The 21,049-nt window shown below is 68.4% G+C and carries 19 protein-coding genes; 10 read left to right on the top strand and 9 right to left on the bottom strand.

Annotated features, from left to right (window positions below; all coding sequences use genetic code 11):
• Positions 1–98 precede the first annotated feature (98 nt).
• From BN1701_RS04800 to BN1701_RS35250, 5 genes are all read right to left on the bottom strand, one after another.
• A complete protein-coding gene (locus BN1701_RS04800) occupies positions 99–1,637 on the bottom strand; it encodes an AMP-binding protein (protein ID WP_054045870.1) in 1,539 nt (512 codons plus the stop codon).
• A gap of 71 nt (positions 1,638–1,708) precedes the next feature.
• Positions 1,709–2,140: an OsmC family protein gene (locus BN1701_RS04795; RefSeq protein WP_054055621.1), complete on the bottom strand. Its 432-nt coding sequence runs from the start codon at positions 2,138–2,140 to the stop codon at positions 1,709–1,711.
• A gap of 129 nt (positions 2,141–2,269) precedes the next feature.
• A complete protein-coding gene (locus BN1701_RS04790; protein ID WP_157367767.1) occupies positions 2,270–8,083 on the bottom strand; it encodes an ExeM/NucH family extracellular endonuclease in 5,814 nt (1,937 codons plus the stop codon).
• 262 nt (positions 8,084–8,345) lie between these two features.
• Positions 8,346–8,633, bottom strand: coding sequence for a hypothetical protein (locus tag BN1701_RS35255; RefSeq protein ID WP_157367766.1), 288 nt, complete (start codon positions 8,631–8,633; stop codon positions 8,346–8,348).
• Positions 8,630–9,331, bottom strand: a complete 702-nt coding sequence (locus tag BN1701_RS35250) for a hypothetical protein (RefSeq protein ID WP_157367765.1) — start codon at positions 9,329–9,331, stop codon at positions 8,630–8,632. Before BN1701_RS35250 ends, BN1701_RS35255 begins: the two co-directional genes overlap by 4 nt.
• Before the next feature lie 280 nt (positions 9,332–9,611).
• Here BN1701_RS35250 and BN1701_RS04785 point away from each other — a divergent pair, with 280 nt between their 5' ends.
• From BN1701_RS04785 to BN1701_RS36320, 3 genes are read left to right on the top strand one after another with little or no spacing between them, the layout of a single operon-like run.
• Positions 9,612–10,508: a hypothetical protein gene (locus tag BN1701_RS04785; protein ID WP_157367764.1), complete on the top strand. Its 897-nt coding sequence runs from the start codon at positions 9,612–9,614 to the stop codon at positions 10,506–10,508.
• The gene (locus tag BN1701_RS04780) at positions 10,505–11,110 is read left to right on the top strand and encodes an AAA family ATPase (protein ID WP_082859651.1); all 606 of its coding nucleotides are present in this window, start codon (positions 10,505–10,507) and stop codon (positions 11,108–11,110) included. Before BN1701_RS04785 ends, BN1701_RS04780 begins: the two co-directional genes overlap by 4 nt.
• Entirely contained in the window at positions 11,110–12,672 is a 1,563-nt protein-coding gene (locus tag BN1701_RS36320) for an ASCH domain-containing protein (protein WP_197672044.1), read from the top strand. The genes BN1701_RS04780 and BN1701_RS36320 overlap by 1 nt, the downstream gene beginning before the upstream one ends.
• On the opposite strand, the gene BN1701_RS04770 is transcribed toward BN1701_RS36320, so the two are convergent.
• On the bottom strand, positions 12,587–14,173 hold the full coding sequence (locus BN1701_RS04770; protein WP_054045861.1) for a GMC family oxidoreductase: 1,587 nt from the start codon (positions 14,171–14,173) through the stop codon (positions 12,587–12,589). The genes BN1701_RS36320 and BN1701_RS04770 overlap by 86 nt on opposite strands.
• A 96-nt stretch (positions 14,174–14,269) precedes the next feature.
• On the opposite strand from BN1701_RS04770, the gene BN1701_RS04765 reads away from it, so the two are divergent.
• Positions 14,270–14,866, top strand: coding sequence for a cysteine hydrolase (locus tag BN1701_RS04765; protein WP_054045859.1), 597 nt, complete (start codon positions 14,270–14,272; stop codon positions 14,864–14,866).
• Here the strand turns inward: BN1701_RS04765 and BN1701_RS04760 are convergent.
• Positions 14,853–15,878, bottom strand: coding sequence for an acyl-CoA desaturase (locus BN1701_RS04760; protein WP_054045857.1), 1,026 nt, complete (start codon positions 15,876–15,878; stop codon positions 14,853–14,855). The genes BN1701_RS04765 and BN1701_RS04760 overlap by 14 nt on opposite strands.
• A 145-nt stretch (positions 15,879–16,023) precedes the next feature.
• Here BN1701_RS04760 and BN1701_RS04755 point away from each other — a divergent pair, with 145 nt between their 5' ends.
• Positions 16,024–16,548, top strand: coding sequence for a hypothetical protein (locus BN1701_RS04755; protein ID WP_054045855.1), 525 nt, complete (start codon positions 16,024–16,026; stop codon positions 16,546–16,548).
• A 1-nt stretch (position 16,549) separates the two neighbouring features.
• Positions 16,550–17,479 carry an NAD-dependent epimerase/dehydratase family protein gene (locus tag BN1701_RS04750; RefSeq protein ID WP_054045853.1) on the top strand — a complete coding sequence of 310 codons (930 nt, stop codon included), beginning with the start codon at positions 16,550–16,552 and terminating at the stop codon, positions 17,477–17,479.
• Here the strand turns inward: BN1701_RS04750 and zapE are convergent.
• Positions 17,451–17,852 carry an AFG1/ZapE family ATPase gene (gene zapE, locus BN1701_RS38070; protein ID WP_082859650.1) on the bottom strand — a complete coding sequence of 134 codons (402 nt, stop codon included), beginning with the start codon at positions 17,850–17,852 and terminating at the stop codon, positions 17,451–17,453. The genes BN1701_RS04750 and zapE overlap by 29 nt on opposite strands.
• 98 nt (positions 17,853–17,950) lie before the next feature.
• On the opposite strand from zapE, the gene BN1701_RS04745 reads away from it, so the two are divergent.
• The gene (locus BN1701_RS04745) at positions 17,951–18,403 is read left to right on the top strand and encodes a YidH family protein (protein ID WP_231949482.1); all 453 of its coding nucleotides are present in this window, start codon (positions 17,951–17,953) and stop codon (positions 18,401–18,403) included.
• The gene (locus BN1701_RS04740; RefSeq protein ID WP_054045851.1) at positions 18,400–18,648 is read left to right on the top strand and encodes a DUF202 domain-containing protein; all 249 of its coding nucleotides are present in this window, start codon (positions 18,400–18,402) and stop codon (positions 18,646–18,648) included. Before BN1701_RS04745 ends, BN1701_RS04740 begins: the two co-directional genes overlap by 4 nt.
• On the opposite strand, the gene BN1701_RS04735 is transcribed toward BN1701_RS04740, so the two are convergent.
• Positions 18,641–19,960, bottom strand: a complete 1,320-nt coding sequence (locus tag BN1701_RS04735; protein ID WP_054045849.1) for an HNH endonuclease signature motif containing protein — start codon at positions 19,958–19,960, stop codon at positions 18,641–18,643. The two genes, BN1701_RS04740 and BN1701_RS04735, sit on opposite strands and share 8 nt — an antisense overlap.
• Positions 19,961–20,095: 135 nt before the next feature.
• On the opposite strand from BN1701_RS04735, the gene BN1701_RS04730 reads away from it, so the two are divergent.
• Together BN1701_RS04730 and BN1701_RS04725 are read left to right on the top strand one after the other, a co-directional pair.
• Entirely contained in the window at positions 20,096–20,602 is a 507-nt protein-coding gene (locus BN1701_RS04730) for a hypothetical protein (protein WP_054045847.1), read from the top strand.
• A gap of 162 nt (positions 20,603–20,764) precedes the next feature.
• Positions 20,765–21,025, top strand: a complete 261-nt coding sequence (locus tag BN1701_RS04725; RefSeq protein WP_054045845.1) for a hypothetical protein — start codon at positions 20,765–20,767, stop codon at positions 21,023–21,025.
• The last annotated feature ends 24 nt before the right edge of the window (positions 21,026–21,049 follow it).

Genomic DNA, 21,049 nt, shown 5'->3' with positions numbered 1-21,049 from the left:
GACACCGTCGATCGAATGTTAAAGATGGCCAGGACGGGGTGCTGGCCGGAAAGCGGTCGGGTGGGGCGTCGGTGCCGTTGTTCTGTTGCTGTCCAGGGCTAATTGACGCCGCGATCCAGGTTTGCCCAGTATGGCTGGCGGAGTTTGAACTTCTGGATCTTTCCTGTTGCTGTACGTGGGATTGAGTCGCGGAACTCTACGCTGGTGGGGGCCTTGTAGCCTGCGAGTCGTTCTTTGCAGTGGGTGATGATCTCCGACTCGGTGGCTTCCTTGCCCTCGGCGAGTACCACCAGTGCTTTGATTGTCTCGCCCCACTTCTCGTGGGGTACGCCGATCACCGCGACTTCGGCGACTGCAGGATGGTTGAAGATCGTGTCTTCGACCTCGATCGACGAAACGTTCTCGCCGCCGGTGATGATCACGTCTTTCTTTCGGTCCGAGATCGTCAAATGGCCTTCGTCATCCAACGATCCCCCGTCGCCGGTGTGGAACCAGCCATCGGACAACGCCGCTGAGGTTTCTTCGGGCTTCTCCCAGTAGCCCTCCAGGACCACATTGGACCGGGCCAACACCTCACCCGAGTCCGCGATGTCCAGGCGTACACCCAAAGCGGGCATCCCAGCCCTGGACAGTTTGCGGGCGCGGTCCTCGGCGGGCAGTGAATCGTCTGCGGGGCGGGATCGGTTGAAGGTCAGCAGGGGGGAGGTCTCGGTCAGGCCGTAGATCTGCATGAACTCCCAGCCCAGTTCCTCCCCGACCCGCTGGATCGTCCGGCTCGGCGGCGGTGCCCCGGCGCACACGATCCGAACCCGGTCGCGGCCTGGGATCTCCCCTTCCCACGTCGCCGCCGCGTCCAGGACCGCGTTCCACACGGCAGGCGCACCGCACATCAAGGTCACGCCGTGCTGGTCGACCCGGCGCAGGATCTCCGCTCCGTCGACCTTGCGCAGTACGACCTGTTTCGCGCCGACGCCCGCGAGTACGTATGGCATTCCCCAGCCGTTGCAGTGGAACATCGGCAGGGTGTGCAGGTAGACGTCACGTTCCCACACGCGGGCGTGCAGGCCGAAGGTCAGGCCGTTGACCCAGATGTTGCGGTGGGTCAGCTGGACGCCCTTCGGCCGGGCCGTCGTGCCGGAGGTGTAGTTGATCGTGGCGGTGGCGTCCTCGTCCGGTGACGACCAAGGGCGAGGGTCGACGCCTGGGCGCATCAGCGAGGTCTCCGTTTCCTCGCCCAGGACGAACCGGTGCCGGGCGGTCACCCCGGCCAGTGACGCGTCCAGCTCAGGGTCGACCAAGAGAACCGAGGCGCCGCTCTGGTCGATGATGTAGTCGACCTCGTCCGGGCGCAGGCGGAAGTTCACCGGCACGCAGATCCGCCCGCTCATCGGCACGGCGAAAAGCAACTCCAGCAGCCGCGCGGAGTTGTGGCTGACCACCGCCACCCGCTCGCCCTCGCCGACTCCCAGCGCGTCGAGACCGGCCTGCCAGGCCCGGACCCGGTCGCCCAGCGTGCCGTAGGTCGAGTCGGGGACCACCTCGGCGGGCTGGTCCGGCTCGTCGATCACCCCGGGGGTGTCGGCGAACCCGAGTTGGGCTCGGTCGAGGAAATCGGCCACGGTCATCGGTACCCGCATCGCACCTCCTGGTCAGCCAGGCGCCTACCCGACCACGCTAGCCGACGCGCGGGCCAGAGCAAGAGGACCGCTCAGGCCAGGGCGGCGTCCAGTTCGATCGTGGTGCCGGTGAGCGCGGCCGACACCGGGCACGTCTGCTTGGCTTGTTCGGCGATCTCGGCGAACTTGTCCGCCTCGATCCCGGGGACCGTCGCGCGAACCGTGAGCACGATGCCGGTGATCGCGTAGCCGCCGCCGGACCGGCCGAAACTCACCTTGGCCGAGGTCTCGATCCGCTCCGGCGGGGTGCCCGCGCGGGCCAGCAAGGCCGAGAACTGCATGCAGTAGCACGACGAGTGGGCCGCCGCGATCAGCTCTTCCGGGCTGGTCACGCCGTTGGGTTCCTCGGTGCGGGCGGGCCAGGAGACGTCGAACTCGCCCACCCCCGAGCTGTCCAGGCTGACCCGGCCGGACCCACTGGCCAGGTCACCGGTCCACTTGGCGGTCGCTTTGCGGTCGGTCATGGTGCCCGCTCCCTTCATGGCTGTCTGACGCCCACCACTCTCACATTCAGGCGGCCCATCAGCGACTCGGCGACGAAAGAAAGCGGGGCCCGGCGTCCGAAGTCGCCGAGCCCCGCTTCACTCACGAAGTCACCGCAGCGTGAACCTCACCGGGACCGATTGGGTCGGCGCGTCCGGGTAGGTCACCGACACCGTGGCGGTCACCTGGCCCGCGGGCCGCCGAGCCGTGTTCCACACCAGGGTGAAGGTGTTGGTGTACGGGTCGAACGAAGGCCGGGTCGCCGGGAACGACTGCGCCCCGCTGCCCGCGACCGTCAGCCTGCCGCTCGCCAGCAGCAGCGCCGAGGCCAGGGCCGGGAGCGGCTGGCCGGACGCCGAGGTCAGCTGGAACCGGATCGGGACGTTCGCCCCGGCCGAGTACGAGCCGCCCGCCGTCGGCGACAGGATCTTGATCCCTACATGGACGACCTGGTTCAGCGTCCCGGTGCTCGCCGTGAACGACGCCGAACCGGAGTACACCGCGGTCACCTGGTGGCCGCCCAGGGTCACCGCGACGACCGGCTGGCTGACCGCCGTGCCGTTGACCAACGCGACCGGGGAGCCGATCGCGTTGCCGTCCACGCTGAACTGCACGGTGCCGGTCGGCACCAGCGGGCCGGACACGGTCGCGGTGAAGCGGACCGTGGTCCCCGTGATCGCCGGGTTGGCCGACGAGGTGACGACCGTGGTGGTCGCCGCCGCGCCGATCGCGACCGTGTAGTCGCGGGTCGCGCTCGACACCGCGTTCTCGGCCTTGACCGTGAAGGTGAACGTGCCCGCCGCCGTCGGCGTGCCCGCGAGGGTCGCGCCGGTCAGCGTCAGGCCCGCGGGCAGCGTGCCCGCCGACACCGACAGGGTCACCGGCGCGCCGCCGGTGTGCTCGACGGCCGCCGAGTAGGCCGCGCCGACCGTGCCGCCGGGCAGCGTGCCGCCCAGGGTCACCGGGTCGACCACGTCGAACGAGGCCGCGGCCGAGACCGACCCGGCCACGTCGGCGTTGCCCGAGAACTCCGCGGTCACCGATCGGTGGCCCGAGGCGGGCGCCGACACCACAAGCGAAGCGGTACCGCCTGCGACCTCAGCCGAACCGAGGACCATGGAGCCCTCGCGGAATGTCACCGTGCCCGAGACAGCGACCGCGGCCGACACCGTGGCAGTCAGCGTGACCTGGCCACCCGTGGCCACCGGGGACGGACCGGCCACGAGGTCCACAGTGGACACGCCAGGCGCGACGGTCAGCGAGACCGCGGCCTCCGACACACCGAACGCGCTGGTCGCGCGCACGGTGAACGCGGAGGTCCCAGCACTGGTCGGCGTGCCGGTGAGGGTGCCGTCCTCGTTGAGGAACACGCCCGCGGGCAGCGAGCCAGACGCCAGGGTGACGCTCGCCGGGCCGCTCAGGGTGAACCCGAACGAGTACGGCAGGCCGACCGTGCCCGCGACCGGAGATCCGGAGATCACCGGCGGCGCGCCGAGGTCGATGCCGACGAGCACCGGGTCGTGGTCGCTGGTGCGGAACCGGTCCGGCGCGTACAGCGACGCGACCTGGCCCGCGGACTTGAAGTCGGTGTTGTAGTCAAGCACCGACGGCTCGTCCGCGTTGATGTGCGCCTCGCCCGCGCCGGTCACCTGGGCGGTGAGCGACGGCGACGACAGCGCGTAGTCCAGGTAGCCCCACTGCCCGTCGAAGACGTAGGAGTACGTCTCCGGACCGTGGAACGCCTTGGCCAGGTTGGTGTAGCCGGTGGCTTCGAGGACCGCGATCGGGTCCTCACCGGCGTACGAGTTGAGGTCGCCGACGATCAGGACGTCATCGTCACCCGCGCCCGGCTTGACGACGGAGTCCAGCCAGTCCGCGAGTTCGGTGGCCTGCTGGGTGCGCCGGGCGTTCCAGCAGCTCTGGCCGTCGCGCTGGTCAGCGTCCGGACCGGACGTCGGGCACGACCCCTTGGACTTGAAGTGGTTGGCCACGACGGTCAGGCGCGCACCGGCGGGCGTCTGGAACGTCTGCGCCACCGGCCGCCGCTCGAAGACCGGGTTCTGGTCGACGAACGTCGCACCGGCCACCGGCATGACCCGGTCGGCCCGGTACAGCAGCGCGGTCTTGATCGCGTCGGTGCCCGCGACATCGGTGACGCCCGTGGCCGCGTCGGCGTCCACGAAGCCCCACGAGCCGGGACCGTCGGCGGCGTTGAGCGCGTCGACCAAGGCCTGGATGGCGCTGGTCGGGCCGTAGCCGTCGTTCTCGATCTCCATCACGCCGGTCACGTCGGCGTCCAGGAACCGCAGCGAGGCGACCTCCTTGGCCAGCTGGCGCTGGTACTCGGTGTCGTTGTTCGCGCCGCGGCAGTCGGCGGGGCCGCCGAGGGTGCCGAACTTGCAGCCGGTGTAGGTGTTGAAGAAGTTGAGCAGGTTGGCGCCCGTGACCTTCACCGCGCCCGCGCCGGTGCCCGGCCGGGTGGTCGGCCGCTCGTTGGCGGCGTCGAACACGGCCGTGCCGCCGAGCGCGTTGAGCGGGCGCAGCCGGTAGGCGTTGCCGCTGGCCGCGTTGCCCGCCCAGGTGTAGGTGAGCACGCCGACCGCGTCGGTCAGGGTGTCGCCGCCGCGCAGGGTGTTGGCCGCCGACAGCGGCTGCCCGGCCCGGCCGAAGACGATCGGGTCGGGGTTCTGGCCGTTGGTGGCGTCGTCGACGATGAGCCGGTTGAGGTTGTTGGCGTTCTGCTTGGCGCTGACCGCCGCCGTGTCCGTCGCGCGGATCACCGAGGTCGGCTGCTGGAGCTTGCCGCCCGCCGACACCACTACCTGGCCGAAGCGGCCGAGCTGGAAGTGCTCGGTCACGGTCAGGGTCTGGTGGAACCGGACGAGCATGCCCTCGTAGGACTCCAGGTCGCCCGCGGTCGCGCGCGGCAGGATCAGGTCGGTCGGGGTGACCGCGCCCTGCCGGTTGCAGGACTGGACGCCCGCCGCGTTGGCCGCGAGCTGCGTCTGGCCCTGGAACTCCGAGACCAGGCCGGTGACCTGGACGACGTCACCCAGGGAGACCAGGTTGGCGCCGTTGTCGAAGACGAACAGGCCGTCGGAGGTGGCGCCGTCACCGTCGCCGCCGTCCTGAAGGTAGAAGCCGCGCAACGCGGGCTGGGCGCCCTCGCTGTCACTGACCACAGTGCCGCGGACGGTGACGGTCTGCCCGACCTTGGGGCTGGCGTCTCCGGTGCCCTGGACCGAGCCGACGGTGCTGACGCCGGAGGTGCAGACCGGGCCGGCGCCGACGGCCACGACCGCGCTGATGGACTTGCGCTGGGCCGGCGGCAGGTCCTTGGCGATGATGCCGTCGCCGTAGAAGACGGTGTCACCGGAGTCCGCGAGCACCTGGACCGACGAGGTGTCGGTCAGCGGCGACGGGACCTCGACGATCGCCTCGGGCTTGCCGGTGGCGGCGACGGTGTCGAGCGACCCGGCGCGCGGCAGCGGCTGGTGGGCGGCGTCGCCGTCCCACGAGTAGAACTTGAACTCGCCCGCGGCACCCGTGCCCGCGCTGGTCGGACCGGCGATGATCAGGTACTCGCCCGCGGTGTTCTTGCGGATCTCCCGCACGCCCCGACCGCCGAGGTCCCAGCGCAACGCGGTGCCGAACGACGCGCTGACGCCGGTCGTCGGGTTGGCCGCCACCAGCGCGGCGATGTTGGTCACCGGGATGACGATCGCCTTGTTGTCGCTGGTCAGCGGGCCGCGGAAGCCCAGAAGCAGGCTGCCGTCGGCGGCGAACTCGGCGGCTTCGATGTTGACGCCGGTCGGGCCGCCAAGCCCGTCACCCTCGGGCGCGCGGGTCGCGGCGGCGGCGATGCCGAGAGCGTCGCCGTTGGCCTGGTCCCACGCGATCAGGTCGTTGCGCAGGAGCTGGTAGCTGCCGCCGAGCGAGAGCGAAGCTCCCGTCCCGGTGCCGCTGACGGTTGTGGAGAACAGTTCCTGCCGGTTGAGGCGGGTCTTGGCCGAGGAGTTCTGTCCGTGCGAGCCGACCCAGTAGATGGTGTCGCCCTGGCGGGCCGACGCCTCGATGTCGATCTCGCGGGTGACGTCGGCGTCGCGCAGGGCCAGACCGGCGGCGCGCACGTCGAACGACTGCGCCGGGTAGCGCGAGTGGTCGCGGTCGTAGACGCGCAACACGTTGGTCTCGTCATCGGCGACGACCATCGCGCCGCCACCGAGGTCGATCGCGGTGCTGGCATCGCTGTGACCGTAGTGGTTGTGCGTGCCCGCGGGCCGCGCGGCCGAGACGGCGACCGCGAACGTCGTCGCGCTGGTCAACGCTCCGTCGGAGACCGTGACGGTCAGCGTGGCGTGGCCGACGCCGACCGGGTCGACCGTGAGCGTGCGGGGCGAACCGCTGCCGGTGGAGCCACCGGACGCGACGGCCGGGTTGCTGCTGTCGACAGTGATCGTGAGGCCGCTCGCCGGGGTCTCGGCGTCGGCGATGTCGACGGTGCGCAGCGCGGGCGGGTTGTCCGGGTCGCCTACGGTCAGCGCGAGTTCGGCCACGGGGACCGGGCCGATGGTCGGGGCGGAGTTGGTGCCGCCGGTGATGGTGACGGTCGCCGTGCGGCTGTCGGCCTGGCCGCCGGGGCCGGTGACCCGGACCCAGTAGGAGGCGGGCGCGGTCAGCGCAGGCGTGGTGTACGACGCGCTGGTGGCGTCCGCGATCGGGTTCGCGGTGTCACCCGCGGTGCCGGTGTACCACTGATAGGCCAGCGGGCCGGTGCCGGTCGCGGAGACGGTCAGCGTGGCCGACGCGCCGCTCGCGACGGCCGCGTCCTGCGGCTCGCCGACGATCGACGGCGCGGTGACCGAAGAGGACGGTGCGAACGCGACACCGCGGAAGGCGGTGTTGGCCGAGGCGGTGCGCAGCACGGCGCCGGTGGCCGCGATCGGCTCGGCGAAGGCCGCGGTGTCCTCGACGCGGACCAGCGAGCCCAGGGTCGCGCTGGTGGTGGCGAAGAGGGAAACGGACGAGCCCGTCACCGTGCCGGTGAGGCCGCGCACGCCGCTACTGTTGGGCCGATACGCGCCGCGCGCGGTCCAGGTGACACCGTCGAACGAGAACTTGAGGATGCCACCGTTGGGCGCGGCCGAGTCGTCGGCGACGTAGAGAGTGTCCACACCGGACACACCGGGGTCGCGGTCGAGCGCGACAACGGCGTACGGGCTGGGCACGGCCGCGACCAGCGCCGGGGTATGCCCCGGGGTGGTCGGCAGGCCGGTGCCGACGGTGTAGACGCCGGTCGTGCCGCTGCCGGTGGAGACGAACAGCTGCCCGCCCGCCGCCGTGGCGGTACGGATGTTGGTGGGCGCCACGGTGTTGATCTGCGTCGTCGTGGTCGCGCCGTGCTCGGCCAGGCGCACGCCGCCGTTGGCGCCGACGGCCCAGTGACGACCGCCGTCCGCGCTGGCCACGCCCCGTATGTTGTTGCCGCTGAACGCGTCGGTGATGGCGGTCGAACTGTCGACGGCGCCGTCGACGTCGACCCGCGCCACGACGCGGTTGACCGCGGCGGTGGTGGAGCTGGCGATACTCGCGGTCCCCGGGTCGGCGTCGTAGCCGCCAAGGGTCAGGTAGCGGCCGTCCTGCGAAAGGGAGAGCCCGCCCTCGGAGGTGGCCGAACCACTCGTGGTGACCCGCCGGTTGGCGCCCGACCCGGCGGTGGGCAGCGCGACCGTGCGGACCAGGGTCCCGTCCGGGGTGAACTCATCAAGGAAGACAGGCGTCGCGGCATTGGTAAGCGCGGCATCGCCGGTACCGACCCGGGCGACGACGATGTCACCGGGGCTGAACGCGGCCGCCGTCGCGGCGGGGGCGCTGAGGATCACGATCGACGGGACCACCGCCAACGCGGTGACCAAGGCGGCCACTACGGGCCTGGTGGGTCTGAGCGGACGCGAGCGCAACGGGTCTCCAAAGGACGACGGCGGGACTGGCCGACCGTAGGCACCCAAGAGCGTTTCCGATAGACCCGTTCAGGGAACGTTCAACGACCCGCCATCCGCTGACCCGCCTTGGGCCACGAAGTTGCAGCAGACGCCCAGGCTGCTCGCGCGAGGTTCGCACGAGCAGCCTGATGTCCACGTCGACCATGTTTTAGAAGTTGAGTCGAACGTCTGACGACCTGCCGGATTAGCTGTCGTCCCCCAACGGAACCAGATCACTGGTTTCCTCGGAGAAGATCAAACAACGGCTGGATCTGTCCCGCGCCCAACGAATTGCGTCCTCACGCGTGCCGTCGAACTCGCCGAGAGCATCGTGCTCGCCGTGCCACACCGCATGCCACACATCCTCATCGCGCAACTTCATGATGGTGACCGATTCCTCGAACGGAGGACTCTCGCGACTGTCAGGCTCGACGGATTCGACCCCCTCGGGCGCTGACAGATAATCTCGGTAGCGTGGTGGAAATTCGCTCATGCGCGCCAACCTGCTCCGTATGCGTTGGCCGGAAGCTGGTTGACCGAATAGAAGCGATAGGTCACCTTGTCCGACGTGTGGGTGGAGATACTCTTGATGTAAGCATACCAGTAGCCACTGTATCCGCTGGCGTTCCAGGACCACTGCTGAACCTGACTGTGGTTCCACATTGTGTTGTCATAGGATTTGTAGCCATTGGGTGCCCACGACCGCGTGAGACCGGCGGGAATATCCCCGGCGTTATAGAGGCTAAATTTGCCCGGAACCGGTGTGCCAGTCGCACCAGGCGCAGCATTGATCAAGTCGCCGGTGAACACGACATTCGTTGTCGCTCGACTATTCTTGTACTGTACCGGCTTGCTCACCGTCTGAGGCCCAGTCAATTGGTACGACGCATACAGATCGACGCGCCCGAGAACCGTGCCTCCGTAACCCCAGTTGCCCGAGATGCTCGCATCCGACTGGAAGTCATTGTATCGATTCCAGCAATTCCCGCTGACACAGTAGCTAGAATTTATGCTTTCCGTTTCGGGTGTTTGTACCGCCTTCTCAGCCGCGGTAAGGTAAACCCAATTGCCTGCCCGCTTCGACGGTTCGAAATCACATTGATCCGCCCCGGCGCTGGCGGCCGCAGTGGATCCAAGGTAATCCTGATATTTTCCTCCCAGCCCGGACTGTGCGCGGCCTGCCGACGCCACACCTTTCGACTAGCAGTGGGAGTACCAAACGGATAGAACCACCGAGAGAATTCGCGCGCGCAAGTTCCTACTCATCATGCCGCCTTTCCCCAGAAATCGGCGCTCATGTCGTGCTCTCGGAGGAGTCGCACCCGCGAGGTCCATAGGCGCCACGGGGCGGAGACGACCTGGATGTTCCCGCCCCACTGATGCGCCACACTGACAGGTCTTCGCCGACCACTGAACACATCCTCCACCACCAGGACTGGGCATTTTGTGGGCTTCATGCTTGACTAAAGCCATGCCCACAAAAAGCCCAGTCGAGGATGAGGTGATCGCGGCACTCACCAGACTGCTGCGGCCGGGGCTGCCGGTGACCGGCGCAGACCCGATCCTGCTCGAGCTGCGTGGAGTCATCGCCAGGGCCGTTGATCCCACGGATCCGGCTAGCCGGACGGCGGCCTTGGACGGAACGCTGCGCGGACTACTGGCCCGGTTCCCGGATGCCCGGTACGCACCCGCGGCGCGGGCGCTGTTCGGGCTGTTCCCGGCAGAGCCGGGGCTGAACCTGACCGCCCGGCGAGACCTTGCCGCCGAGCAGGCAGGGCACGAGGTCCACCACTTCCGCAAGCGAGTGGAGCCGAAGCTGATAGAGCGCATGGCATGGGAATTGCTGGCCGATGCGGAGCGATTCACCAGGATGCCGATGATCGCGCCCAGGCTGGCGCCGGTCACCGTCCGGCAGCCTGTCCCAGCCGATCCCTTCGCCTGGGAGGTCACCGAGCATGAGGAACAGCTCACGAGGTTGTGGTCGGCGATCTATGCCGCCCGCGCCGAGTTGCTTGCGGTCGATCGGCTGGTGAGCCTGCGAGCGACCAGGGTCGACTTGATCCAAATGGCGGTGACCGCGGCATGGCGGTGGGCAGCCGCCCGCGCGGAAGCAATGAGCTACACCAGCGCTTGCGCCGACGATCTCTCAGTCGATCAGCTGATCGCCTTGGCGGGCTGGACACCCAGACTGACCGAAGCGCAGGCCTCCCGGATGACCGAAGCCGCAGCCGGGGGCGTCTCGCGCGAACAGTTCGTCCACGCCCTGCACGACGACACTGAGCTGGGCGGCATCTGGGTCGACGAACTACTCGGCGTCGACCCGCGGCCCGACATCACCATCGACCGCGAGAACGGATCCCACCCATGACAAGGGACCCCAGCGCACTGGCAGCGGCTCTCGCCGCCGCGGCAGGCGGCCCACCAAGCCGCCACGTCATCACCGGTGGCCCCTCGTCGGGGAAGGACGACCTGATCGAGGCGATCCACACGGCCGGAATGCCCTGTATGAAGGATGAGCCCGGCCGGGAGATCTATCGCAAGCACCGCGAACGGCTGGGCAGGCACCTGCGCAAGGAAGACCGGCGCGAGTACTCCCTCGAAGTACTGGAGGCGTTCGTCGCCGAGTACATCGCGCACACCAGGGGGATCAGGTTCTACAACCGCGGCATCCCAGACGGCTTCGGCTGGGAAGGTTTCTTCGGACTCAAGCCGACCCCTCAGCTTGAGGAAGCCACCAAGCGCCACCGCTACGACACGATCTTCGTTCTCGACCCGCTGGACACCCTGGAGGATCCCGACGACATCGTCTGGGCGAAGGACCGCGAGATCCGCCGAGTGCACGAGCTGATCGTGCAGGGCTACTACGACGCTGGTTATGAGCCGGTTTTCGTCGCCCCCGACTCGGCTGCGGCGCGGCTTGACTTCATCTGCGCCAACCTCCGCCTGCCCAAGCCCAGCCGAGGAGCGTGATGTCGTTGAGCCGCAACGGAACAAGTTCGTTGCTGCTGTCACCGAACAGCATCCTGGCCAACGCGCTGCTACGAAGCATCGACCTACTGCGGCCCCGGGTTCACGCGGCCCGCCCGGCACGGATCGAATTCGTTGTCGGCACCCAGATCAACGGCGCCCCACACCTGGGCACCAACCTGGTTCAGACAGCGGCGTTCCTGCTGGCCAAGACCGCCCGCCGCGAGTTCTCCATCGAAACCGTCGTCCGCTTCGGCGCCTTGGACAACGCCCCACACGAGGTCGTCCTCGACCCCGAGACCCACCACGCCTATCAGCAGACCTATTATCATGCGCTCGGCAAGGACAAGATCGCCGAGCTGATCGGCACGTACTACACCGCGTTCTTCGACTCGCTTTCCGAGGCCACCGACACCACCTACGAGGTCGAGACCTACACCGACCAGCAGGCCACACCCGGATTCCGAGCCGAGTTCCTGCGCACGCTCGGTCAGCTGGAAGACATCCGTTGGTGGATGGCGCCGTCGCATGGCGCCGTCCACATCCGAGTCCCCTGCCCGAACTGCGGATGGGCCGAGAAACGCGCCGACCGAACCAAGCTGCTCAGACTTGACGAGGACGGCGCGACCTTTGGCGCGGTCTGCCTGGACCACGGCGACTACGAGACTCATGTCGACCCAGAGGACGACCAGCCGTATCTCGATCTGGCCACTCTCTATCGGAACCTGGTCAAGGAACGCGCTTTCGGGCGTGACACCAGCACGCTGCACGTGATGATGAAGGGCGGCGACTGGGCATTCGGCTGCCAGCTCGTCGATGGCGCCCTTGGCGCACTGGCCACCCCTGCCGGACAAATGCCGATGCGGATCTTCACCCCGCAGGTGCTCGCACCGACCGGCGCGAAGCTGTCCAAGTCACTCCTGCGCGAGCAGGGCCGCGCGGTTCTGCCCGCCGATGTCGAGCCCTGGATGCTCGACACCACCACGTGGCCTGGCGACATCGACAACTATGTGGACTCGCTGGTCTGGCTTGTCGGGGAGCTACTCACCGACCCTAAACACTTCTTCCGCTCGTTCACCGTAAAGGAACTCGGTCGCCTCATGTCCGCCCGCCCGATCAGCCTGCCCGTCCGCGCCCACGAGATGGGCATCTACAAACGCTATTTCGACCTCATCGCGACCGGGCGCAAGACCACGGAGATCCGCGTCAACGACTCCAGCCGCAAAAAGATCAAGGAAGGCTCGCTGATCCGGTTCCGCTGCCAGGGCGACGAAGTCCTCACCCGGGTCACCCGTGTTGCCCGCTACACCAGCTTCGACGAGATGTTCGACCACGAGGTCGCCGCGTCGGTCAACCCGCTGGCGACCCGCGAACAGCAACTGGCGAACATCCGCCAGATATATCCCCCGAACGCGAAGCACTCGGGGTCGTCGCCATCGGCATCGAACTCGTCGACCCACTCCGGCCCATCTGATCGACCTATGCGCCAACCATCAACTGGGCGCAGTGTTCGCCGATCATCATCGCGGGGGCGTTCGTGTTGCCGCCGACGATGTCCGGAATGACCGACGCGTCCGCCACCCGCAACCCCTCAATCCCCCGCACCTTCAACTCCGTGTCCACCACCGCACGCTCGTCCACACCCATCCGACACGTGCCAACCGGGTGATAGACCGTCGTCGCGCGGTTCGGCAGTTCGCGGGCCAGCGCGGCGTCGTCGGCGAAGTCCGGTCCCGGGGACAGTTCGCCGTCCAGATCGTTCGCGATCACCTTGTTCGCCATGACCTCGCGAATCAGCTTCATGCCCTCCAACAGCAGATCCGCGTCCCGCCCGCACGTCAAATACGCCGGGTCGATGATCGGCGCGGCGGTCGGGTCGGCCGACGCCAGCCGGAGTGTGCCGCGGCTCTCCGGGTAGATCAGGGTCGACATGACCGTCAGCGCGGACCGCTTGTCCACGGCATGGCGGATCGGCGCGTCCTGGTTGGGGTGCGGGTATGACCACGGCAGGGCGAGCAACTGGATGTCGGGCACGGCGGTGCCACGCGAGCTGTGCACGAAGCCGACCGCCTCGAACACCGTGCGGCCCATCCACGTGTTGCCCCGGATCGCTTCTTTGACCACCCCGGAGGCGAAGTAAGGCGCGGTGCCGCGGTGGACGGCCTTCTTCGTCAGGAACGTCATCGGCACGAAGAGATGATCGTGCAGGTTGTCGCCGACCGGCAGATCGGCACGGACCTCGACACCCACGTCCCGCAGATGCGCGGCGGGACCGACCCCGGACAGCATCAGCACCTGCGCGGACCCGAACACCCCGGCCGCGAGCACGACCTCCCGAGAGCAATGAATGATTTCCTTGCCCGCGCGAGTCAGGATCTCGACACCGGTCGCCCGACCGCCTTCGATGACCACCCGCGACACCGTCACACCGGTCCGCACCGTCAGGTTCGGCCGGGGCGTGAGGTAGCCGATCGAGGCGCTGTAGCGCAGGCCACGGTCGATGTTCTGCTGGATGAAGCTCGCGCCTTCCTGCGTCTCACCGTTGTAGTCGTCGTTCTTCTTCACCCCGGCGGTCTCGCTCAGCGCCTCGACGAACGCCTCAGCCGCGGGCGTGATGCCCTGCTGGCGGGTGACCTTGATCGGCCCACCCGTGCCACGAAGTTCGCTCGGCCCGTCGGCCCAGTCCTCCATGCGCTTGAAGCTGGGCAGCACGTCGTCGAACGACCAGCCCGGCAGCCCCCAGTCGTCGTAGTTGCGCCGGTTTCCGCGCACGAAGATCATCCCGTTGACCGAGCTGGACCCGCCGAGCACCTTGCCGCGCGTCTGCGGGATCCGCCTGCCCAGCGCGCTCGCCTGCGGGGTGGAGTAATAGCCCCAGTCGAGTCGCTTCTTGAGCTGCGGCACGTTGTGGAAGACCGCGATCATCCCTGGCTTGCGCACGAACATGTTCTTGTCACCAGGGCCTGCCTCGAGCAAGACCACCTCAGCCCCGCTCGCGGCCAGCCTCCCGGCCACCGCACACCCCGCACTACCAGCACCTACGACGACATAGTCGGGGTGATTCATGGGCATACCTCGCTGCTCGGGTGCCGACGGGCCACCCCCGCACTCTAGAACACGTTCTACCTATTCGTGAAGAGAGCATCTGGCAAGATCACCGCCATGACGACCGAACCGCGCCGCGCCGCCGTCCTCGCCCTGCACTGGCAGGTCAACGTGATCAAGCCGGAGGGATTCTTCGGCGGCATGCTCGCCGCGCCGGTGGCCGCCAGTGGCGTGGTCGACCGCGCCGTCGCGTTCCACGAGCGGGCCCGCGCGGCCGAACTGCCAGTGGTCTTCACCCGGTTCACGATCCCCGCGGGCGAGGGCGAGTTGGTCCGCAACACCGGATTCATGGCAGCGGTCGGCCAGGCTCAGGACTCGTTCCGCCCGGACGCGCCCGGCGCCGCACTGATCGAGGACATGCGCGACCAAGCCGACCACGTGGTCGACAACCAGAAACTGTCCGGCCTGGCGGGCAATGACCTGATGGCCTGGCTGGGCGAGCGCGGCATCGACACGGTGTTCATCACCGGGGTCGCCACCAACCTCACCGTCGAGCAGACCGCGCGCCACGGAACGGATCTGGGCCTGACCGTCCACGTCGTGCGCGAATGCGTCGCCGCCGCCACCGAGGAAGCCCACCTGGCGTCGCTGGCGAATCTCGACCTGACGACCGGGGGCTGCCTCAGCGGCGACGAAGCACTCAGGCTGTCTTGACCTTCTCCCGCAGCGGCGCACCCGCGTCGTGCAGGTGGCGCAGCACGTCGCCGTAGGAGGTCATGAAGTCCGTGTGCGTGTAGGAGACGCCACGGCCTTCACAGAAGCGCTGGACCACCGGCTGCGCGTGCCGCAGGCTGACGCTGGGCATGCTCGGGAACAGGTGGTGCTCGATCTGGTAGTTCAGCCCGCCGAGGATGATGTCGACCCAGCGCCTGCCGAGGATGTTGCGCGAGGTCAGCACCTGCTTGCGCAGGAAGTCCAACTTCTCGCCCTGCGGGATGATCGGCATACCCTTGTGGTTCGGCGCGAACGACATGCCAAGGTGGATGCCCATCAGGCCCTGGTGGATCAGGATGAACAGCACGGCCTTGCCCGGCGAGAGCACCAGGAACACCGCGGCCAGGTACCAGGCCACATGCGTGGCGAGCAGTGCCACCTCACGCTTCAAGCCCTTGATCGAACCCTCGACCGCGGCCTCGAGGCCCGCGCTCTTGAGCATGACGGCCTGGGTCATCAGCAGCGGGATGAACAGGTAGGCCTGGTACGCGGCGATCCAGCGCAGCGGGCCGGACTTGGTGCGGGCCTGGTCGCGGCTGAACGCCAGCGCAGGGATGTCGATGTCGGGATCTTCGTCCTCGTGGTTCGGGTTCTGGTGGTGTCGGTTGTGCTTGCCCACCCACCACTGGTAGCTGATCCCGGTGACCGCGCCACAGCCGTAGCCGACCCAGTCGTTGCGCCGCTTGGACGTGAAGATCTGCCGGTGCCCGGCATCGTGGCCGAGGAAGGCGAACTGCGTCGTGACGAACGACGCGGCCACCGCGAGGAACAACGACCACCACGAGTCGCCGACCCAGACGAACCCGACCGCCAAAGCGGCCAAGGACAGCGCCGTAAGCCCGATACGGGTGGCGTAGTAGCCATAGCGACGGTCGAGCAGGCCCAGTTCCTTGATCGAACGGGCGAGCACGGCGAAGTCGCTACCGCGGCGCTCGGTCAGCATTTCGGTCATGTAGGGCAGCCTCCAGTATTGCCGCGTTTCGGGGGACCCTAGGCGCTCGGGCTCCTCCCACCGCACAACGACTGTGAAACCCCGGGCGACATTTGGGCGACCACCTCACCTTGACTTTTCTCTGTACGCCGTACAACATAGTCGCGTGAGCACTTTCCTGCACACCGTACAGAGAAAGCGGTGGCCGCGCCTGGTCGCCGCTTTCCTCGCCTTCCCGCCCGCCGGGCTGCTCGGCCTGGCCGCGGCGGGCGGACGGGTCGACGACCCCGTGGCCGCGCTCGTCGGCGGCGCGGTGACCGGTCTGGTGATCGGCGCCGCGCAGGCGCTGGCGGGCGGGCTGCCGCAGCTCTGGACCGTGGCCACCAGCGCGGGCATGGCGGCGGGTCTGACCGTCGGCGCGACCGCGGTTGGCTTCGGCACCGGTCTCGGCGATCTGGTCGTCCAGGGCGCGATCACCGGCCTGGTCGTCGGCCCTGCCCAAGCGCTGGTGCTCAGCGGCCGCGGCCGGGTCATCTGGGTGATCGCCGCACCCGCGCTGTGGGCTTTGGGGTGGCTGGTGACGACGCTCGCGGGCGTCGACGTCAGCCGCCAATGCACCGTCTTCGGCGGTTCCGGCGCCCTCGTCCACAGCGCCCTGGCCGGGTTGCTGCTGATCCGAATCGAGAAGTGACTTGTCTGTCCGACACGTGGTGTTCGGCTCCGGCGCCATCGGCCTCGCGCTGGTCGACGCGCTGCGCTCGCGCGGCGAGTCCAGGATCCGGGTGGTCAACCGGTCCGGCTCGGCACCGGTCCCCGACGGCGTCGAGGTGGTCCGCGGCGACGCGGCCGACCCGGCCTTCGCCACCCGCGTCGCCGAGGGCGCCCGAGTCGTCTACCAGGTGCTCAACCCGGGTTACCACGAGTGGGTCGACCGCTTCCCCGCCCTGCAGGCGGGCGTGCTCGCCGCGGCGGAGGCGGCCGGGGCGCGGATAGTGAGCCTGGAAAACGTGTACATGTACGGCCACGCCGCCGGGTCGGCGTTCACCGAGGACCGGCCCCACGCGGCCCATACGGTCAAAGGCAAGCTGCGGGGCCGGATGGCCGACGACCTGCTGGCCGCGCACACGGCAGGTCGCGTCGAGGTCGCGATAGGGCGGGCCAGCGACTACTACGGCCCACGCGGCGGCGCACAGTCCAACCTCGGCGACCGCGTGTTCCGGTCCGTCCTGAAAGGCAAGTCAGCCTCGGTCCTCGGCGACCCGGACCAGCCGCACACCTACACCTACGTCCCCGACATCGGCGCGGGCCTGGCGATACTCGGCGAACACCCGGTCGCGGCGGGCCAGGTCTGGCACCTGCCCAACGACCCTGCAGAGAAGACCACCCGCGAGCTGGTGAACCTGGCCTACGCGGCGGCGGGCACCAGCGGCGCGGTTCGGTCGGTGCCCGACCTCGTGCTGTGGGCGCTGGGCGTGGTCAACCCGACTGTGCGGGAACTACGCGAGATGCGGTACGAGTTCGAGGAACCGTTCATCGTCGACAGCACCAAGATCGCCCAGCTCGGCGCCCGAGCGACGCCCTACGAGGACGGCATCACGCAGACCTTGGAGGGCTACCGCTAGAGCAGCGCCAACCTGCTCGCGGTGCGGGCGAGATCGATCGGGACGGCCGCCGAGACCAAGTCCGGCCACGGTTCGGCTTCGACGTCGTCAGCAACACGATCCCGCGATCGACCAGCACCCTGAACACGGCGGCGACGAGCATCGCATCGCCGGGGTCGTGCAAGTGGAACTCGTCGAAGCAGAGCAGACGGCAGCTGCCGATCACCTCGTCGACGGCGTGATCGACCGCCCGCGCTGGTGCCGATAGCGCGCGTAGCCGGCGTGGAAGTCGCGAAAGAACTCGTGGAAGTGCAGTCGACGCTTCCGGCCGCCGACGGCGTCGAACAAGACGGTCGTGAGCCAGGTCCGCCGCGCCCGACCGGACCCCACACATAGACCCCGCGCACGAGCCCGCGACGGCGCAGGTCGGCGGCCAGCCGGGTCAACCGCTCAGCCACCCGCCGCTGATCAGCGTCGAGGGCGCCGTCGAACATGGCCGCCCCCTCGCAGATCCCGATCACCGGCCAGCCCGGCCCACCCACCGGTCACCCGGCCCGCGCGTACCACAACGGGCAGGATCACCCCATGGACAAACGCTGGCCCCACCAGGTCTACGGCGTCGGCACCGACCCGGATGCCCGCTTCTCCTTGGCCAACGAGCGCACCATGCTCGCCTGGGTCCGCACCGGCCTAGCCCTGGTCGCCGCAGGCGTGGTGGTCGACGCCGTGACCCTCCCGATGCCCGACACTGCCCGCCGCTGGCTCGCGGCCGGTCTCGTACTCCTGGGAGCCGTAGCGGTGGCAGGCGGCTGGTTCCGCTGGGCCCGTACCGAACGCGCCATGCGCACCGATCGCCCACTGCCCGCACCGACTTTGGCGGCGGTCCTGGTCAGCGGCCTACTGGGCGCGGCGCTGGTCGTCCTCATCGTGATCCTCAGCCGATGAGCGCCCACATCGAACGCACAACCCTGGCATGGACGCGCACAACACTGGCCGCACTGGGCCTCGCCGCCGTCGTCATCCGCCTGAAAATCGACGACCCGATCCTGATCACGGTCGCCACAGTCGCCGTCTGCCTGCTGTTCCTCATCCTGATCCGCAGCAACCCCGGCGACGGCCGCCGATCCGCTGCCGTCGTCGGCTTGGTCCTAGTCGTGGCGGCGGTGGAACTGGTCCGGCTGCTTACCTGACCAGGCCCAGGAACCGGTTCGTGCGGTGCCAGGCGAAGTAAGGCTCGGTCTCATCTCGGTGCGCCGCGCACATGGTGCCACTCAGACTCATGACCAAGTCCGCGAAACGCCCGTCCGGATGAGCAGCCCCGGTGCGGATCAAGCCGGTGGGGTCGACGGTGATGTGGCCGGTCTCGAACAGCATGTCGCAGCCGAACACGCAGGCAGGCATCGCAACGTTCTGCAGGTCCCGGCGCTCACCGTCGGTGCACTGGGAACGGGGCTTGATGTGGGCAGCCACCAGGTACCGCAGCGGGAACTCGTGTCCGCAGAGCGCACAGGTCGCCGTGTCGCCGCTGCCGACGATGATCATCCGCAGGTCAGCCTGCTCAAACCGGTGCACCGCTGAACGCAGCTGGTCGAGAGTGTCCGGCGGGAGTACCCGCAGCTTGGTTCCGGTCATCGATGCCACCGCGTTGCCGATGTCGACTATCGGCGATCGCCCCGTGACTCCGACTCGGTCCAGCAAGGCGGGGAGGTCAGCAACCACGCGAAGGTGATTCCGCTTGAGGATCCCGATCGCCTGCTCGCGGATCACCGGGTTGGTCAACAGGGTGGCAGCGCCTGCGGTGAAGCCCGCCTCAGCCTCGGTGGGCAACTCCCAGAAATCCGGATGACTGCCCAGCTGAACAAGCGGGTCCACTGTGGTCGCCGAACCGAACTCGGCGATCAAGCCTGCAACCTCAGCCGCGAACTCGGACCGCACGAACAGAGGTCCGTCGCCCGCCGCAAGCCGCCCGCACGCCCACAGCACCGTGATCGCCTTGGTCGTGCTGTCGACAGCCTCGATGCCATCCAGGACCCGGTCCGCGCTGTAGATCGGGCTGCGCAGGTCTTCGCCGAGTCGCGCCGAGTCGCCCGGCCCGTAGTCGGGGACGTCGAGAATCAACCGGATGCGCTTTCGGTTGTTCCCGTCACTTTTCGCGCCCTCCGCTTGGCCGATCCGCCCTTGCCGAGTGGTCAACATCTTCCTCAAGTCAGCCACGTCGACGCCCAGGTGCAGTGCGATCGGCCCATCAATCAGCGACAGTTCGCTCTGCGGCCGGTCCCGAACCTTCGCCGAGGCCACTACCGCAGCTTCGATCACTGCCGAGCGATAGGCCAGGCGAGCCAGCAGCGCCTCCAACGCAGGCACGTAGTCCGAGTTCCGCGACCGAGTGCGGCCGGGGATCTTCCCACCTGCGCTCTTCAGGACCAGCGCCAAGCGGTCACCGTCCGATTCGATCTCGAACTCTGCATCGAACGGGTGACCTGAGTCGGCTAACGGACGCATGTTTGTCACCTTCGCACGAACTTCACGGTCACGGTGGCGGAATGCCCGCACACGGGGAGTGAAAGGTGCCGCCCGGGGTCCCGGTCGGGTGAGGGCCCGTGGCACCATCTTGCGCACGCGTGGAGGGAGAGGCCGATGAACGACCGGACCGAACAGGTCGATGACCTGCAGCTGGTCGCCCTGCCGAGCGCGGTCGGGTGTGCGGAGATGTTCGTGCGGTTCTCCCTCACCGAGTGGTCCCTCCGCGACATGCGCGATATCGCCGCCCGGGCGGCGCGGGCGATCACCGAGGCGGTGGTCGCCTCGGCGAATCCGGCGGCGCCGGGGATGGTTACGGCTCGGGTGCGGTTGTCGGGGGCGGATCTGATCTTCGAGGTGGAGACGCCCAGGGCGGTGCCGACGCCTGCGATTCCGGGGGTCATGCGGGCGGGGACGGCCCAGGTGGGGCCCGGGCGCTTCGTGGTCTGGTGCGCGCTGGCGCTGCCCAGTGGCATGAGCGCGTCGGCCGTGCCGTTGCCGCGGCGGCAGCGCAAGCCATCGCAGGCGGCTCGGGCGGTGGCGCCCGATGAGCCGATGACGACCGATCCGGACGTGATGCGGCGGATCCTGTTCGGCCTCAACTCGCCGGATCAGCTTCCGTAAACAGGTATCTGCTCACAACCCCGCGGTCTCTAACAAGATGTACAACGCGTTTTGGTCACGCTTTGTAACATCGACCGGTGTGGCTTCCGATGCAACCAAGTGACGGGGTCAAGCATCCAAAGCAGCACCACACGAAGTATCCACCGCAGGGGGGAACCTGAAATGTCGAGCGAACCGCACGAACTGAGCCACCGCGCACTGGCCATGCTGCGCGCCGTCGCCGCGGGACGGGCGCAGATCAGCTGTAGCCGCGAGCCGGACCTCTACATCGACGGCGTCCCGTGCTGCGACCAGTTCAGCGCCCACGTCCTCACCCACGACGGGTTCATCGCCGCCAGCGAGGGCCCCTTCGGCAGGCTCGTCCCCGCCGTACTCACCAATGAGGGCATCGCCGCCCTCGACTCCGTCGCCGTGGCCGCCTGAGAACCGTCGGGCAGGCGGCCCGGA

This window comes from Alloactinosynnema sp. L-07 (genome assembly GCF_900070365.1).
In the GTDB taxonomy this organism is placed as follows: Bacteria; Actinomycetota; Actinomycetes; order Mycobacteriales; family Pseudonocardiaceae; genus Actinokineospora.
The sequence above is the reverse complement of the archived record's forward strand: the minus strand, read 5'-3'. Positions and strand labels throughout refer to the sequence as shown.